Raw genomic sequence first — 14,115 nt, 5'->3', positions numbered from 1 at the left:
GCCGTGTTCGCCGCGCCCCCCGGGCTGCCAGGCGCCCCAACCCCCCGTCAGAAGGCACCCGGAGCCGGGCATTCCACCCCTTCGGGGTGCCTGGCGGCGCGTTGGGCACCCTCCCCGCGCGACCCCAAATAGCGTCCAGTAGGGTTTGGTCCGCATAAACATCCAAACCCCTGCCCGACGCAGGGCGGCGACCGACCAGCGAGAAGGCCGCAGCCAGTAGCGCGGGCGAGACTCTCGGGAAGGCGCTACGTGAGTCCCAACGGCTCCGACCGCTCGCCGCGGCGCCCGATGCGGCGGAAGCTGCTGCAGGCAATGACTGCGGGCCTGGTCCTGGCGACAGCCACCGGTTGCTCGTACAACTGGGAAGACTTCCCCCGCCTTGGTATGCCCACCCCGGTCACGGAAGAGGCTCCGCGGATCCTCTCGCTGTGGCAGGGGTCCTGGGCGGCCGCGCTCGCCGTCGGCGTGCTGGTGTGGGGCCTGATCCTGTGGGCGACCATGTTCCACCGGCGCAGCCGCACCAAGGTCGAGGTTCCTCCGCAGACCCGGTACAACATGCCCATCGAGGCGCTGTACACGGTGGTCCCGCTCATCATCGTCTCGGTGCTGTTCTACTTCACCGCCCGCGACGAGACGAAGCTCCTCAGTCTCTCCCCGAAGCCCGACGTCACGGTCAACGTGGTCGGCTTCCAGTGGAGCTGGGGCTTCAACTACATCGCGGACGTCCCCGGTTCCACCGGGAACGCCAAGATCAACCCGAACCTGGCCGCCATTCCGGACCGGTTCAAGAAGGACTTCCCGGCGAACGCCGGCGGTGTCTACGACGTCGGCACACCCGGCACGCGGAACCCGCAGACGGGTAACCCCGGTCCGACCCTGTGGCTTCCCAAGGGCAAGACGGTCCGCTTCGTTCTCACTTCTCGTGACGTCATCCACTCCTTCTGGGTGGTGCCGTTCCTCATGAAGCAGGACGTCATCCCGGGCCACACCAACTCCTTCCAGGTGACCCCCAACAGGGAGGGCACCTTCCTGGGCAAGTGCGCCGAACTCTGCGGCGTCGACCACTCCCGGATGCTCTTCAACGTGAAGGTCGTCTCCCCCGAGCGCTACGAGGCCCACCTCAAGGAGCTCGCGGCGAAGGGTCAGACCGGTTACGTCCCGGCCGGCATTGAGCAGACGGGCCACGAGAAGAACCGGGAGACGAACAACCTGTGAGCATCCTCAACGAACCCCAGGGTGCCGCCGAAGCCGAAGACTCGTACGAGAACGAGCTGCCGGTACGGCGCAAGCAGCCCGGCAACGTCGTGATCAAGTGGCTCACCACCACTGACCACAAGACGATCGGCACGCTGTATCTGGTCACGTCGTTCGCGTTCTTCATGATCGGTGGCGTCATGGCGCTCCTCATGCGCGCCGAACTCGCCCGACCGGGTCTGCAGATCATGTCGAACGAGCAGTTCAACCAGGCGTTCACGATGCACGGCACGATCATGCTGCTGATGTTCGCGACGCCGCTGTTCGCCGGCTTCACGAACTGGATCATGCCGCTGCAGATCGGTGCGCCCGACGTGGCGTTCCCGCGGCTGAACATGTTCGCCTACTGGCTCTACCTGTTCGGCTCGACCATCGCGGTGGGTGGCTTCCTCACCCCGCAGGGCGCGGCCGACTTCGGCTGGTTCGCGTACTCGCCGCTGTCGGACGCGGTCCGCTCGCCGGGCATCGGCGCCGACATGTGGATCATGGGTCTGGCCTTCTCGGGCTTCGGCACCATCCTCGGCGCGGTCAACTTCATCACCACCATCATCTGCATGCGCGCTCCCGGCATGACGATGTTCCGCATGCCGATCTTCGTGTGGAACGTGCTGCTCACCGCGGTGCTGGTGCTGCTGGCCTTCCCCGTTCTGGCGGCGGCGCTGTTCGCCCTGGAGGCGGACCGCAAGTTCGGCGCCCACATCTTCGACGCGGCAAATGGCGGGGCATTGCTCTGGCAACACCTCTTCTGGTTCTTCGGCCATCCAGAGGTGTACATCATCGCCCTGCCATTCTTCGGAATCATTTCCGAAGTCATCCCAGTGTTCTCACGCAAGCCGATGTTCGGCTACATGGGCCTCATCGCGGCCACCATCTCCATCGCCGGTCTGTCCGTGACCGTGTGGGCCCACCACATGTACGTCACCGGCGGTGTGTTGCTGCCGTTCTTCTCCTTCATGACGTTCCTCATCGCCGTGCCAACGGGTGTGAAGTTCTTCAACTGGATCGGAACGATGTGGAAGGGGTCCTTGAGTTTCGAGACCCCGATGCTCTGGGCCACCGGCTTCCTGATCACCTTCACGTTCGGTGGTCTGACCGGTGTCATCCTGGCCTCGCCGCCGATGGACTTCCACGTCTCGGACTCGTACTTCGTGGTGGCGCACTTCCACTACGTGGTCTTCGGCACCGTGGTGTTCGCGATGTTCTCCGGCTTCCACTTCTGGTGGCCGAAGATGACGGGCAAGATGCTCGACGAGCGCCTCGGCAAGATCACCTTCTGGACGCTGTTCGTGGGCTTCCACGGCACGTTCCTCGTCCAGCACTGGCTGGGCGCGGAGGGCATGCCGCGTCGGTACGCGGACTACCTCGCGGCCGACGGCTTCACCGCGCTGAACACGATCTCGACGATCAGCTCGTTCCTGCTCGGCCTGTCGATCCTGCCGTTCCTCTACAACGTGTGGAAGACGGCCAAGTACGGCAAGCCGGTCGGCGTCGACGACCCGTGGGGCTACGGCCGTTCGCTGGAGTGGGCCACCTCGTGCCCGCCGCCGCGGCACAACTTCCTCACCCTGCCGCGGATTCGCAGTGAATCCCCGGCGTTCGACCTGCACCACCCGGAGATCGCCGCTCTCGACCAGCTCGAGAACGCCGGTCACGGGACGTCGGCTCTGGCTGGTGGCAAGGAGGCCGGCAAGTGAAGGTCCAAGGCAAGATGTTCCTCTGGCTCGCTGCCTTCATCCTCGTCATGGCGATCGTCTATGGCGTGTGGTCGAAGGAGCCGGCCGGTACGACGGCGCTCTTCCTCGCCTTCGGGCTGAGCGTGATGATCGGCTACTACCTGGCCTTCACGGCCCGGCGGGTCGACGCGCTGGCACAGGACAACAAGGACGCGGACGTCGCCGACGAGGCCGGCGAGGTGGGCTTCTTCAGCCCGCACAGCTGGCAGCCGCTCGCGCTCGGCGTCGGTGGGGCGCTCGCCTTCCTGGGCGTCGTCTTCGGCTGGTGGCTGCTGTACTTCTCGGCCCCGATCATCGTGATCGGCCTGTGGGGCTGGGTCTTCGAGTACTACCACGGTGAGAACCGCACTCAGTAGCACGCGCGAAACACCCGGGAGCCCGGATACTCCGCCAGGAGTGTCCGGGCTCCCTCGTTTGCCACACGTCATGTACGTCACACGGGTGACTCACCGTGCCTTAGTTGACGGGCCTTCATAGCGTGGAACCATGAACCACTCACCGCGCATCCGCACGGTCGTCAGCTGCACCACGCTGGTGGTCGCCCTCGGCGTGGGCGTCACCGCCTGCGGCGGAGACGACCACCCGCTCTCGGCGAAGCCGTACGACGCGGCGGGACTGATCTCCTTCAACGGCAGCAGCGGCAACCAGAAGGTCGACCCCGACAAGCCCCTGGAAATCATCGCCCTGACCGAAGACGGGCGTATCACCGACGTCACGGCCACGGACGCCTCGGGCCGCTACGTCGTGGGCGAACTCGCCGCCGACGGCAGCCGCTGGCACAGCACCTCGCCGCTGGCCGCAGGGGCCCATTACACGGTGCGCGTGAGCACCGAGGACGGAAGCGGCGCCCCCGGCCGCAAGGTCCTCGACTTCGACACCACCACACCCAAGACGAAGAAGCAGCTGGACGTGAAGTTCGGGCCCGGGGCCGGCAAGTACGGCGTCGGCCAGCCCGTCACCGCCGAACTCAGCGTCCCCGTCAAGGACAAGGCCGCCCGCACGATCGTCGAGCGCGCCCTCAAGGTCGACTCGGTGCCCGCTGTGGAGGGCGCCTGGCACTGGGTGAACGACAAGACGCTGCACTACCGCCCCAAGGACTACTGGCCCACGAACGCCACCATCCAGGCGCACAGCAACCTCGCGGGCATCAAGATCGCCGACCGTCTCTGGGGCGGTAACGCCAAGTCCCTGCAGCTCACCACGGGCGAGCGCCTCATCGCCGTCACGGACGCCTCCGCGCACTCCATGACGGTCTACCGCGACGGCCAGGCGATCAAGACGATCCCCGTCACCACCGGCAAGCCCGGCTACGAGACCCGCAACGGCGTCAAGGTCGTCCTGGAGAAGCAGTACTTCGTACGGATGCGCGGGACCACCGTCGGCATCGCCGAGGGCAGCGCGGACTCCTACGACCTGCCCGTGTACTACGCGACCCGTGTCACCTGGAGCGGCGAGTACGTGCACGCGGCGCCCTGGTCGGTGGGCGACCAGGGGTATTCCAACGTCAGCCACGGCTGCACCGGGATGAGCACCGGAAACGCCGAGTGGTTCTTCAACAACGTGCGCCAGGGCGACATCGTGAAGGTCCAGAACTCCAACGGAGACACGATGGCCCCGTTCGACAACGGCTTCGGCGACTGGAACCTCAACTGGAAGACCTGGCGCCAGGGCAGCGCCCTGGTGGGCGGGACTCCCGAGGGCCCGACCCCGCAGGACAGGGCCAGACTGCGCCCCGAGTCAGTGTGAGGCAGGCACGCGCCACCGCGCCCCGAAAGGGGCGCGGGGCTGTGACATGTGGGGCTCCGCCACACGCGCGCGACCAGCCGGATACTGCTCGCAGTCGCGGGACCACATACGGGCCCGAGCCCTCAGGCACCCAAAAGAGCCTTACGACGCAGCAGGGAGGCCAGAGCAGCCGCGAACTCCACCGGGTCCACCGGCAGCGTCACTGCCGCATCCGCACGGCTCCACGTGGCCAGCCAGGCGTCCTGGGGCCGACCGATGAGCACCAGCACGGGCGGACAGTTGAAGACCTCGTCCTTGATCTGCCGGCACACCCCCATGCCGCCCAAGGGCACTGCCTCGCCGTCCAGCACACAGACGTCGATCCCGCCCTTGTCCAGCTCCTTGATGACGGCGCCGGGAGTCGCGCACTCGATGAACTCGACGGTGGGAACGTCCGGAGCGGGCCTGCGCCCGGTCGCCAGCCGCACCTGTTCGCGGGTGTTGGAGTCGTCGCTGTAGACGAGCACCGTGGCGGTCGGCTGCATTGTTCCTCCGCGTCTTTGGTCGGGAACCACTGGTACCGATGGCGCGGATGCTACTCCCTTGAACACCTCGTCAACACCGGTTCGGACAGGGCTTCGATGGGCCATACGGGCTGGACAGACCCCGTCAACACTCCGAACGGCACCCCCCGGGGTGAGGGCGGGATAAGCGACCGACATAATGTCGGTCGTGGCGACAGCAACGACAGTAGAAACCGGGCACGCGCACCCGTCGGTCAATCGGCCGAACCTCACCAGCGTCGGAACCATCATCTGGCTGAGTTCCGAGCTGATGTTCTTCGCGGCCCTCTTCGCGATGTACTTCACCCTGCGATCGGTGACCGGGCCAGAACACTGGAAGGAAATGGCGTCCAGCCTGAACTTCCCGTTCTCGGCGACGAACACCACGATCCTGGTGCTCTCCTCCCTGACCTGCCAGCTCGGCGTGTTCGCCGCCGAGCGCGGGGACGTGAAGAAGCTCCGGATGTGGTTCACAGTCACCTTCATCATGGGTGCGATCTTCATCGGCGGTCAGGTCTTCGAGTACACCGAACTGGTCAAGAAGGACGGGCTCTCGCTCTCCTCCGACCCGTACGGCTCGGTGTTCTACCTGACCACCGGCTTCCACGGACTGCACGTGACGGGCGGCCTCATCGCCTTCCTGTTCGTCCTCGGCCGCACCTACGCGGCCCGGAGGTTCACCCATGAGCAGGCGACCGCCGCCATCGTCGTGTCCTACTACTGGCACTTCGTCGATGTCGTCTGGATCGGCCTCTTCGCCACGATCTACATGATCAAGTAATCGGGCCCACGCCCGAAACATCCAGAAGCATCGACGCAGAAGATCCTGACACCGGGGTAATCCGTGAAAAAGCTCTCCGCACGACGACGCCATCCGCTGGCGGCGGTCGTCGTCCTACTCCTCGCGCTGGCGGCCACCGGGGGGCTGTACGCCGCGTTCGCACCCGCGAGCAAGGCGCAGGCCGATGAAACCGCCCAGTCCCTCGCCATCGACGAGGGCAAGAAGCTCTACGCCGTCGGCTGCGCCAGCTGCCACGGCACCGGCGGTCAGGGCACCTCCGACGGTCCGAGCCTCGTGGGCGTCGGCGCCGCCGCGGTCGACTTCCAGGTCGGAACCGGCCGCATGCCGGCCCAGCAGCCGGGCGCGCAGATCCCGAAGAAGAAGGTCATCTACTCGCAGGCCGAGATCGACCTGCTCGCGGCGTACATCGGCTCGCTCGGCGCCGGTCCGTCGATCCCGACGAAGAGCCAGGTCAGCCCCGAGGGCGCGGACGTCGCCAAGGGTGGCGAACTCTTCCGCACCAACTGCGCGCAGTGCCACAACTTCACCGGCAAGGGCGGTGCGTTGACGCACGGCAAGTTCGCGCCGGACCTTGAGGGTGTCGACCCGAAGCACATCTACGAGGCCATGCAGACCGGCCCGCAGAACATGCCGTCCTTCCCCGACACCACGCTGTCGACGAAGAACAAGCAGGACATCATCGCGTACCTCGACGCGGTCAACGGTGACGACACCGAGAGCCCCGGCGGTCTCGAACTGGGCGGCCTCGGGCCGGTCAGTGAAGGCCTCTTCGGCTGGATCTTCGGTCTCGGCACCCTGGTCGCCGTCGCCGTCTGGGTCGCCGCTCGGACCGCAAAGGCCAAGAAGTCATGAGTAGCCAAGAGATTCCAGAAGAGAACGTGCCCGCTGAGCGGGCCACCGACGAGCACGGTCACGCGGTAGCCGTCGCGGACGAGACCAACCCGTTCGCGGACCCGGGGCTGCCGCCCCATGAGCACCGTGTCCAGGACATCGACGAGCGGGCCGCCAAGCGGTCCGAGCGCATGGTCGCCATGCTGTTCACGCTGTCGATGCTGGCGACCGTCGCCTTCATCGCCTCGTACGTGGCGATCCCGAACGACAAGTCGATCTACGTCTTCCCGCTCGGGCACATCAGCGCGCTGAACTTCGCGCTGGGCATGACCCTCGGCATCGCGCTGTTCGCGATCGGCGCGGGCGCGGTCCACTGGGCCCGCACCCTGATGTCCGACATGGAGATCGCCGACGAGCGTCACCCGATCGAGGCGGAGCCCGAGGTCAAGGCCAAGGTCCTGGCCGACTTCAAGCAGGGCGCCAAGGAGTCCGCGCTCGGCCGCCGCAAGCTGATCCGCAACACGATGTTCGGCGCGCTGGCCCTGTTCCCGCTCTCCGGCGTCATGCTGCTGCGCGACCTCGGTCCGCTGCCCGGCACGAAGCTGCGCCACACGCTCTGGTCCAAGGGCAAGCTGCTCGTCAACATGAACACGAACGAGCCGCTGCGTCCCTCGGACGTCGCCGTCGGTTCGCTCACCTTCGTCAAGCCCGAGGGCTTGGAGGAGCACGACGAGGACTTCCAGAAGGAGATCGCCAAGGCGGCCCTGATGATCGTCCGGCTGCAGCCGGACAACATCAAGGACAAGCAGGAACTCGAGTGGTCCTACCAGGGCATCGTGGCCTACTCGAAGATCTGCACCCACGTCGGTTGCCCGATCTCCCTGTACGAGCAGCAGACGCACCACGTCCTCTGCCCGTGCCACCAGTCCACCTTCGACCTCTCCGACGGTGCCCGAGTCATCTTCGGCCCGGCCGGTCACGCTCTGCCGCAGTTGCGCATCGGCGTGAACGACGAGGGCTACCTCGAGGCGCTCGGCGACTTCGAAGAGCCCGTCGGTCCTGCATTCTGGGAGCGCGGATGAGCACTACCACCACCTCCGACTCGCGCTCGCGCGAGAAGGCGCCCGCCGGTGAGCGGGTGGCCGACTGGGCCGACGGCCGCCTGGGGATCTACTCCCTGGCCAAGGCCAACATGCGCAAGATCTTCCCCGACCACTGGTCGTTCATGTTGGGTGAGGTCTGCCTCTACAGCTTCATCATCATCATCCTCACGGGTGTGTATCTGACGCTGTTCTTCCACCCGTCGATGAACGAGGTGGTGTACCACGGCAGCTACGTCCCGCTGCAGGGACAGCTGATGTCCGAGGCGTTCAACTCGACCCTGCACATCTCCTTCGATGTGCGCGGTGGTCTGCTGATCCGGCAGATCCACCACTGGGCGGCGCTGATCTTCCTCGCCGGCATGTTCGTGCACATGATGCGCGTGTTCTTCACGGGTGCGTTCCGCAAGCCGCGTGAGGTCAACTGGGTGTTCGGCTTCCTGCTGTTCGTCCTGGGCATGTTCACCGGCTTCACCGGTTACTCGCTCCCGGACGACCTGCTGTCCGGCACCGGTGTCCGCTTCATGGAGGGCGCGGTCCTGTCCGTGCCGATCGTGGGCACGTACCTGTCGTTCTTCCTCTTCGGCGGCGAGTTCCCGGGCGGCGACTTCGTGGCCCGCTTCTACTCGGTGCACGTCCTGCTGCTGCCGGGCATCATGCTCGGCCTGGTCGTCGGCCACCTGATCCTGGTCTTCTACCACAAGCACACGCAGTTCGCGGGCCCCGGAAAGACGAACAACAACGTCGTCGGCATGCCGCTGCTGCCGGTCTACATGGCCAAGGCCGGAGGCTTCTTCTTCCTGGTCTTCGGTGTCATCGCGGCCATCGCGGCGATCGCCTCGATCAACCCGATCTGGGCCATCGGCCCCTACCGTCCGGACCAGGTCTCCACGGGCGCCCAGCCCGACTGGTACATGGGCTTCTCCGAGGGCCTGATCCGTGTCATGCCGGGCTGGGAGGTCAACGTCTGGGGTCACACGCTCGTCCTGGGTGTGTTCATCCCGCTGGTGATCTTCCCGCTGGTCCTGGTCTCGATCGCGGTCTACCCGTTCATCGAGTCCTGGGTCACCGGCGACAAGCGCGAGCACCACATCCTGGACCGCCCGCGCAACGTCCCGACCCGGACCGCGTTCGGTGCCGCCTGGATCAGCTGGTACTTCGTTCTGCTCGTCGGTGGTGGCAATGACCTCTGGGCCACGCACTTCCACCTGTCGATCAACTCGATCACCTGGTTCGTCCGGATCGCGTTCTTCGTCGTGCCGGTGCTCGTCTTCATCGCCACCAAGCGGATCTGCCTCGGCCTCCAGCGCCGCGACCGGGACAAGGTGCTGCACGGCCGCGAGTCGGGCATCATCAAGCGCCTGCCGCACGGTGAGTTCATCGAGGTGCACGAGCCGCTCAGCCAGGACGCGCTGCACACCCTCACCGCGCACGAGCAGTACAAGCCGGCCGAGATCGGCCCGACGGTCGACGAGAACGGTGTCGAGCGCAAGGTCAAGGGCACGCAGAGGCTGCGCGCCAAGCTCAGCAAGGGCTACTACGGGGACAACAACCAGATCCCCAAGCCCACGGTCGAGGAGTACAAGGAGATCACGAGCGGCCACGGCCACCACTGATCTGCTGACCGATCTGTACTGATCGCCACGGCAAGAGCCCCCGTCCATTGCCTGGACGGGGGCTCTTTGCCGTCCCTCCGGCTGGATAGGGTGGTCCCATCTACAGGAGTCCCTTTCCGGGACGGACCCAGGAGCGGCTTATGAGCGCTGTGAACCCCGCTGGAGGCGACATCGCGGCGGGCCGTTCCTGGCCCGTGGTACTGAACGGCCTCCTCGACGGACGTGACCAGAGCGCGGACGACACCGCCTGGGCGATGGACCGCATCCTGCGCGGCGAGGCGACCGACGCGCAGATCGCCGGGTTCGTGGTGGCGCTGCGGGCCAAGGGCGAGACCGTCGAGGAGATCACCGGGCTCGTCCGGACGATGTACGAGCACGCGAATGTGATCGAGGTGCCGGGGCCGACCGTCGACATCGTCGGTACGGGCGGCGACGGTGCCAAGACCGTCAACATCTCCACCATGTCGGCGATCGTGGTCGCCGGGACCGGCGCCAAGGTCGTCAAGCACGGCAACCGGGCGGCGTCCTCGGCGTCCGGCTCCTCGGACGTCCTGGAGAAGCTCGGCGTCAACCTCGAGCTGTCCCTGAAGCGGGTCGTCGAGGTGGCCGAGGAGGCCGGGATCACCTTCTGCTTCGCGGTGAAGTTCCATCCGGCGCTGCGTCATGTGGCGGCGGCGCGCGGGCAGTTGGGGATCCGGACGACGTTCAATGTCCTCGGTCCGCTGACGAACCCCGCGCGGGTGAGGGCGCAGGCGGTGGGTGTCGCGGATCCGCGCATGGCGCCCATCGTGGCGGGTGTCTTCGCCGAGCGCGGCAACTCCTCGCTGGTCTTCCGCGGCGACGACGGCCTCGACGAACTGACCACCACGTCGACCTCCAGGGTCTGGGTCGTCCGCGACGGCAAGGTGACCGAGGAGCGCTTCGACCCGCGCGACGTCGGCATCGAGCTCGTCCCGGTGGAGGCCCTGCGCGGCGCCGACGCGTCGTACAACGCGGACGTCGCCCGTCGCCTCCTGAACGGCGAGACCGGGCCCGTACGGGACGCGGTGCTGCTCAACGCGGCGGCGGCGCTCGTGGCCCTGTCGCCGGGCGAGGGGCCGCTCGCGGACCAGCTCCGCGCCGGCATGGAGAAGGCGGCGCACGCCATCGACTCGGGGGCCGCGAAGAAGACCCTCGACCGGTGGGTGGCGGCCAGCAACGCGTAGCGGGCGTGACCGCCGGTTCCCCGCGCCCTTTAAGGGGCGCGGGGAACTGCGCAATCTTTTAGCGGGGGTCTGGGGGCGCAGCCCCCGGGAACGATGGGGGTCCCCCCGCTCGAGCGAAGCCGAGAGTGGGGGAGGGCAGGGGCGGAGGGGGCGAAGAAACCCCCAAGAGGCCGCCCGGCGTCCCGGTATCCGGACACGGGGGTTGCGAGCCGAAGATCGTGTGGCAGGATGCTGTACCAGGTCATGAGCGACAGTCATGAGGCCCCGGCCGACTGTCCGGCAACCCTCCGTCCGTGGCGGGGTGCCCCGGGTGAAGACCAGGCCGTAGGCAGCGAGGTCTACGGCAAGCGCGGACCCCTCGCCCTCTTTTGAGTGGACACAGCCCAGGGGTCCTGGTCGTTCGAGGGAGCCTTCTGTGAGCAAGCGAATGCGATAGGGCGTAGAGCCCCGCCTCCGCATACCCCTTTTCACCCTTTCCCGCGCTGAGCCGTACCCCCGTGTACCCGCTCGCGTGGTGATTCCCCGCGCCTCTCACAGGAGCTCGCCATGTCTGTCTCCACCACTGTCGCCGACCAGACCGTTTGTGCCCCGCTGCCCGTTCTGGGCAGGGATGTCACCGTCCCGCTCGTCACCGGTGGCGAGGTCACCTACGCCGCCCTCGACTACGCCGCCAGCGCCCCGGCCCTGCAGCGGGTGTGGGACGACGTGGCCGCGTACGCCCCGTACTACGGCAGCGTCCACCGCGGCGCCGGCTACCTCTCGCAGCTGTCCACCGACCTTTTCGAGAACGCCCGCAAGGCCGTCGCCGAGTTCCTCGACTGCCGGGACGGCGACCAGGTCGTCTTCACCCGCTCCACCACCGACTCGCTCAACCTGCTCGCCGCCACGCTTCCGGCTGACTGCCAGGTCTTCGTCTTCGAGACCGAGCACCACGCCTCGCTGCTGCCCTGGCGGGACGCCCGGGTGACGTACCTGAACGCCCCGCGCACGCCCGACGAGGCGGTCGCGACCCTGGAGCGCGCGCTAGCCGATCGCGACCCCTACGGCCCGGCCCTCGTCTGCGTCACCGGCGCGTCCAACGTCACCGGCGAGCTGTGGCCGGTGCGTGAGCTCGCCGCCGCCGCCCATGCACACGGCGCCCGTATCGTCCTCGACGCCGCGCAGCTGGCCCCGCACCACCCGGTGTCCGTCCGTGACCTGGACGTCGACTGGGTCGCCTTCTCCGGTCACAAGCTGTACGCGCCCTTCGGGTCCGGCGTCCTCGCCGGCCGCTCCGACTGGCTGCGCGAGGCCGAGCCGTACCTCGCGGGTGGCGGGGCCAGCCGCAAGGTGTCGCGGCGGGAGGACGGGGGAGTGGACGTGGAGTGGCACGAGACGGCCGCCCGTCATGAGGCCGGGTCCCCGAACGTCATCGGTGCCTACTCGATCGCCTCGGCCTGCAAGGCGCTGAGCGAGGCCGGGTTCGACACGCTGGTCGCCCGGGAGCGGCACCTGATCGACACGGTCCGCGCGGGGCTCGCGGAGGTGCCCGAGGTGCGTGTCCTCTCCCTCTTCGGCGACGACGCCCCGCGCGTCGGGGTCATCTCCTTCGTCGTCGAGGGGTGGAACAGCTCGCACTTCGCCGCCGCGCTCTCCGCCGAGTACGGCATCGGTGTCCGCGACGGGCTCTTCTGCGCCCACCCGCTGGTGCGCACGCTCCTCGGCAGCGATCCGCAGGCCCAGGGCGAGTGCGGTGCGCCCGAGGCCGCGCCGGGCGAGAAGTCCCTCAACGCCATCCGGGTGAGCTTCGGGGCGGGGACGCCCGACGAGCACGTGGAGCGCTTCGTGCGCGCCGTGAAGGAACTGGTCCGGGACGGTGCGCGGTGGCAGTACCGCACGGAGGACGGCCGCTGCGTCCCGGCCGTCTGAGGGTTTTTTCGCCCCCTCCGCCCCTGCCCGTCCCGTACCTGGGGGCTGCCGCCCCCAGACCCCCGCTAAAAGATTGCGCAGTTCCCCGCGCCCCTTTTAGGGGCGCGGGGAACTGCGCGAACGGGGTTTGGGGCGGCGGGGGCGAAGAACTAGCCGTCGAGGCCGATGGCGAACGCCGCTTCCAGGTCGTGCTGGGAGTACGTGCGGAAGGCCACGTGCGTGTCCGTGGCCTCGACGCCCGGGATCTTGCTGATGCGGCCGGGGATGACGTCCGCCAGGTCTTCGTGCTCCTTCACCCGGACCATGGCGATCAAGTCGTACGTACCGGTGACGGAGAAGACCTCGCTGACACTGTCCAGCGCGGCGATCGACTCGGCGATCTCGGGGATCCGGTCCACGCTGGTCTTGATGAGGACGATCGCGGTGATCACGGTTGGTTCTCTCCCTCGGGTGCCGCTGCTGAGGCTCTCACCCTACTCGCGGTCCAGTTGGCCAGGTTGTTCTGCCGGGGGTCCGGGGGTTGGCCCCCGGGAAGACACAGCAGTCGTACGGCCGAATCGGACCCACGCGAAGACGAACCCCAGTGAGAAGCCCACCAGGTGGGCCAGATAGGCGACCCCGGGGCCCGATGTGTCGCGGCCGGCCGCGAGCCACTGCAGGGTCACCCAGAACGGCAGCACCACCCAGGCGGGAAAGCGCAGCGGCAGGAAGAAGAGGAACGGGAAGAGACTGGTCACCCGGGCCTTGGGGAACAGGTACAGGAACGCGCCGAGGATCGCGGAGATCGCTCCGGAGGCGCCGACCAGGGACTGCTGCGACTCGGCGTTGGCGGCCGCGTAGCCGAGCAGGGCGAGATAGCCGCAGCCCACGTAGAAGAGGGCGAACTGCACATGGCCCATGCGTTCCTCCGCCATCGCTCCGAAGACGTAGAAGAAGAGCATGTTGCCCAGGAGGTGGAGCCAGCTGCCGTGGATGAACAGGGCGGTGGCCGGGGTGAGCGCCTCGCGGGGCGCGCCGTCGAAGAGTTCGGCGGGCAGCACGCCCCAGCGCCGGAAGTAGGCCCGCTGGGCGACCAGCAGTTCGTCTCCGGTGCCGTACGCCGGATTGAGGCCCGCCGCCGGGCCGATCACGAAGATCAGGCAGCACAGGGCGATCAGGCCGTATGTCACCGGCGCCGACTGTCCTCGCATCGCTCTGCCGACCGTCGTAGTCCACTTGCTGATCATGGTGCAGAGCATGGCGTAACGGGAGCCATGCGGACAGACCGCCTCGCCGCCGCGGACGGCCGAGCGTCGGGTACCCGCCAGGCCGTAGGGTTACGAGCCACATGCACCAGGGAGACTGGCGCTGGACGGACACTAGAAGGAAAGCGACTGCC

General features: G+C 67.5%; 13 protein-coding genes and 1 riboswitch. Of the genes, 10 read left to right on the top strand and 3 right to left on the bottom strand.

Annotated elements, in window-relative coordinates:
• Positions 1 to 249 precede the first annotated feature (249 nt).
• The 4 genes from coxB (at position 250) to AB5J53_RS14470 (ending at position 4,733) form a co-directional block, all read left to right on the top strand.
• Entirely contained in the window at positions 250 to 1,215 is a 966-nt protein-coding gene (gene coxB, locus AB5J53_RS14485; protein WP_369246050.1) for a cytochrome c oxidase subunit II, read from the top strand.
• Positions 1,212 to 2,948 carry a cytochrome c oxidase subunit I gene (ctaD, locus tag AB5J53_RS14480; protein WP_369246049.1) on the top strand — a complete coding sequence of 579 codons (1,737 nt, stop codon included), beginning with the start codon at positions 1,212 to 1,214 and terminating at the stop codon, positions 2,946 to 2,948. The genes coxB and ctaD overlap by 4 nt, the downstream gene beginning before the upstream one ends.
• Entirely contained in the window at positions 2,945 to 3,343 is a 399-nt protein-coding gene (locus tag AB5J53_RS14475; RefSeq protein ID WP_369246048.1) for a cytochrome c oxidase subunit 4, read from the top strand. Before ctaD ends, AB5J53_RS14475 begins: the two co-directional genes overlap by 4 nt.
• Positions 3,344 to 3,473: 130 nt before the next feature.
• The gene (locus AB5J53_RS14470; protein ID WP_369246047.1) at positions 3,474 to 4,733 is read left to right on the top strand and encodes an Ig-like domain-containing protein; all 1,260 of its coding nucleotides are present in this window, start codon (positions 3,474 to 3,476) and stop codon (positions 4,731 to 4,733) included.
• Between the two features lie 122 nt (positions 4,734 to 4,855).
• Here AB5J53_RS14470 and AB5J53_RS14465 read toward each other — a convergent pair whose 3' ends face one another.
• The gene (locus tag AB5J53_RS14465; protein ID WP_369246046.1) at positions 4,856 to 5,257 is read right to left on the bottom strand and encodes a hypothetical protein; all 402 of its coding nucleotides are present in this window, start codon (positions 5,255 to 5,257) and stop codon (positions 4,856 to 4,858) included.
• A 178-nt stretch (positions 5,258 to 5,435) separates the two neighbouring features.
• On the opposite strand from AB5J53_RS14465, the gene AB5J53_RS14460 reads away from it, so the two are divergent.
• From AB5J53_RS14460 to AB5J53_RS14435, 6 genes are all read left to right on the top strand, one after another.
• Positions 5,436 to 6,056 (top strand): heme-copper oxidase subunit III, encoded by a 621-nt coding sequence (locus tag AB5J53_RS14460; protein ID WP_369246045.1) that lies wholly within the window; start codon positions 5,436 to 5,438, stop codon positions 6,054 to 6,056.
• A gap of 63 nt (positions 6,057 to 6,119) precedes the next feature.
• On the top strand, positions 6,120 to 6,929 hold the full coding sequence (locus AB5J53_RS14455) for a c-type cytochrome (RefSeq protein ID WP_369246044.1): 810 nt from the start codon (positions 6,120 to 6,122) through the stop codon (positions 6,927 to 6,929).
• Positions 6,926 to 7,990, top strand: coding sequence for a Rieske 2Fe-2S domain-containing protein (locus AB5J53_RS14450; protein WP_369246043.1), 1,065 nt, complete (start codon positions 6,926 to 6,928; stop codon positions 7,988 to 7,990). Before AB5J53_RS14455 ends, AB5J53_RS14450 begins: the two co-directional genes overlap by 4 nt.
• A complete protein-coding gene (locus AB5J53_RS14445) occupies positions 7,987 to 9,624 on the top strand; it encodes a cytochrome bc complex cytochrome b subunit (RefSeq protein ID WP_369246042.1) in 1,638 nt (545 codons plus the stop codon). Before AB5J53_RS14450 ends, AB5J53_RS14445 begins: the two co-directional genes overlap by 4 nt.
• A 140-nt stretch (positions 9,625 to 9,764) precedes the next feature.
• On the top strand, positions 9,765 to 10,829 hold the full coding sequence (gene trpD, locus AB5J53_RS14440; RefSeq protein WP_369246041.1) for an anthranilate phosphoribosyltransferase: 1,065 nt from the start codon (positions 9,765 to 9,767) through the stop codon (positions 10,827 to 10,829).
• A gap of 239 nt (positions 10,830 to 11,068) precedes the next feature.
• Positions 11,069 to 11,185, top strand: a riboswitch (SAM riboswitch).
• Positions 11,186 to 11,375: 190 nt separating this feature from the next.
• The gene (locus tag AB5J53_RS14435; RefSeq protein WP_369246040.1) at positions 11,376 to 12,737 is read left to right on the top strand and encodes an aminotransferase class V-fold PLP-dependent enzyme; all 1,362 of its coding nucleotides are present in this window, start codon (positions 11,376 to 11,378) and stop codon (positions 12,735 to 12,737) included.
• Between the two features lie 149 nt (positions 12,738 to 12,886).
• Here AB5J53_RS14435 and AB5J53_RS14430 read toward each other — a convergent pair whose 3' ends face one another.
• Both AB5J53_RS14430 and AB5J53_RS14425 read right to left on the bottom strand, forming a co-directional pair.
• Entirely contained in the window at positions 12,887 to 13,168 is a 282-nt protein-coding gene (locus AB5J53_RS14430; protein ID WP_189190445.1) for an Lrp/AsnC family transcriptional regulator, read from the bottom strand.
• 42 nt (positions 13,169 to 13,210) lie between these two features.
• Positions 13,211 to 13,963, bottom strand: a complete 753-nt coding sequence (locus tag AB5J53_RS14425) for a rhomboid family intramembrane serine protease (RefSeq protein ID WP_369246039.1) — start codon at positions 13,961 to 13,963, stop codon at positions 13,211 to 13,213.
• Positions 13,964 to 14,115: the final 152 nt, after the last annotated feature.

It is taken from the genome of Streptomyces sp. R41 (assembly GCF_041053055.1).
Lineage (GTDB): Bacteria > Actinomycetota > Actinomycetes > Streptomycetales > Streptomycetaceae > Streptomyces.
Note: the sequence above shows the minus strand (reverse complement) of the source record. Positions and strands in the feature narration are given on the sequence as shown.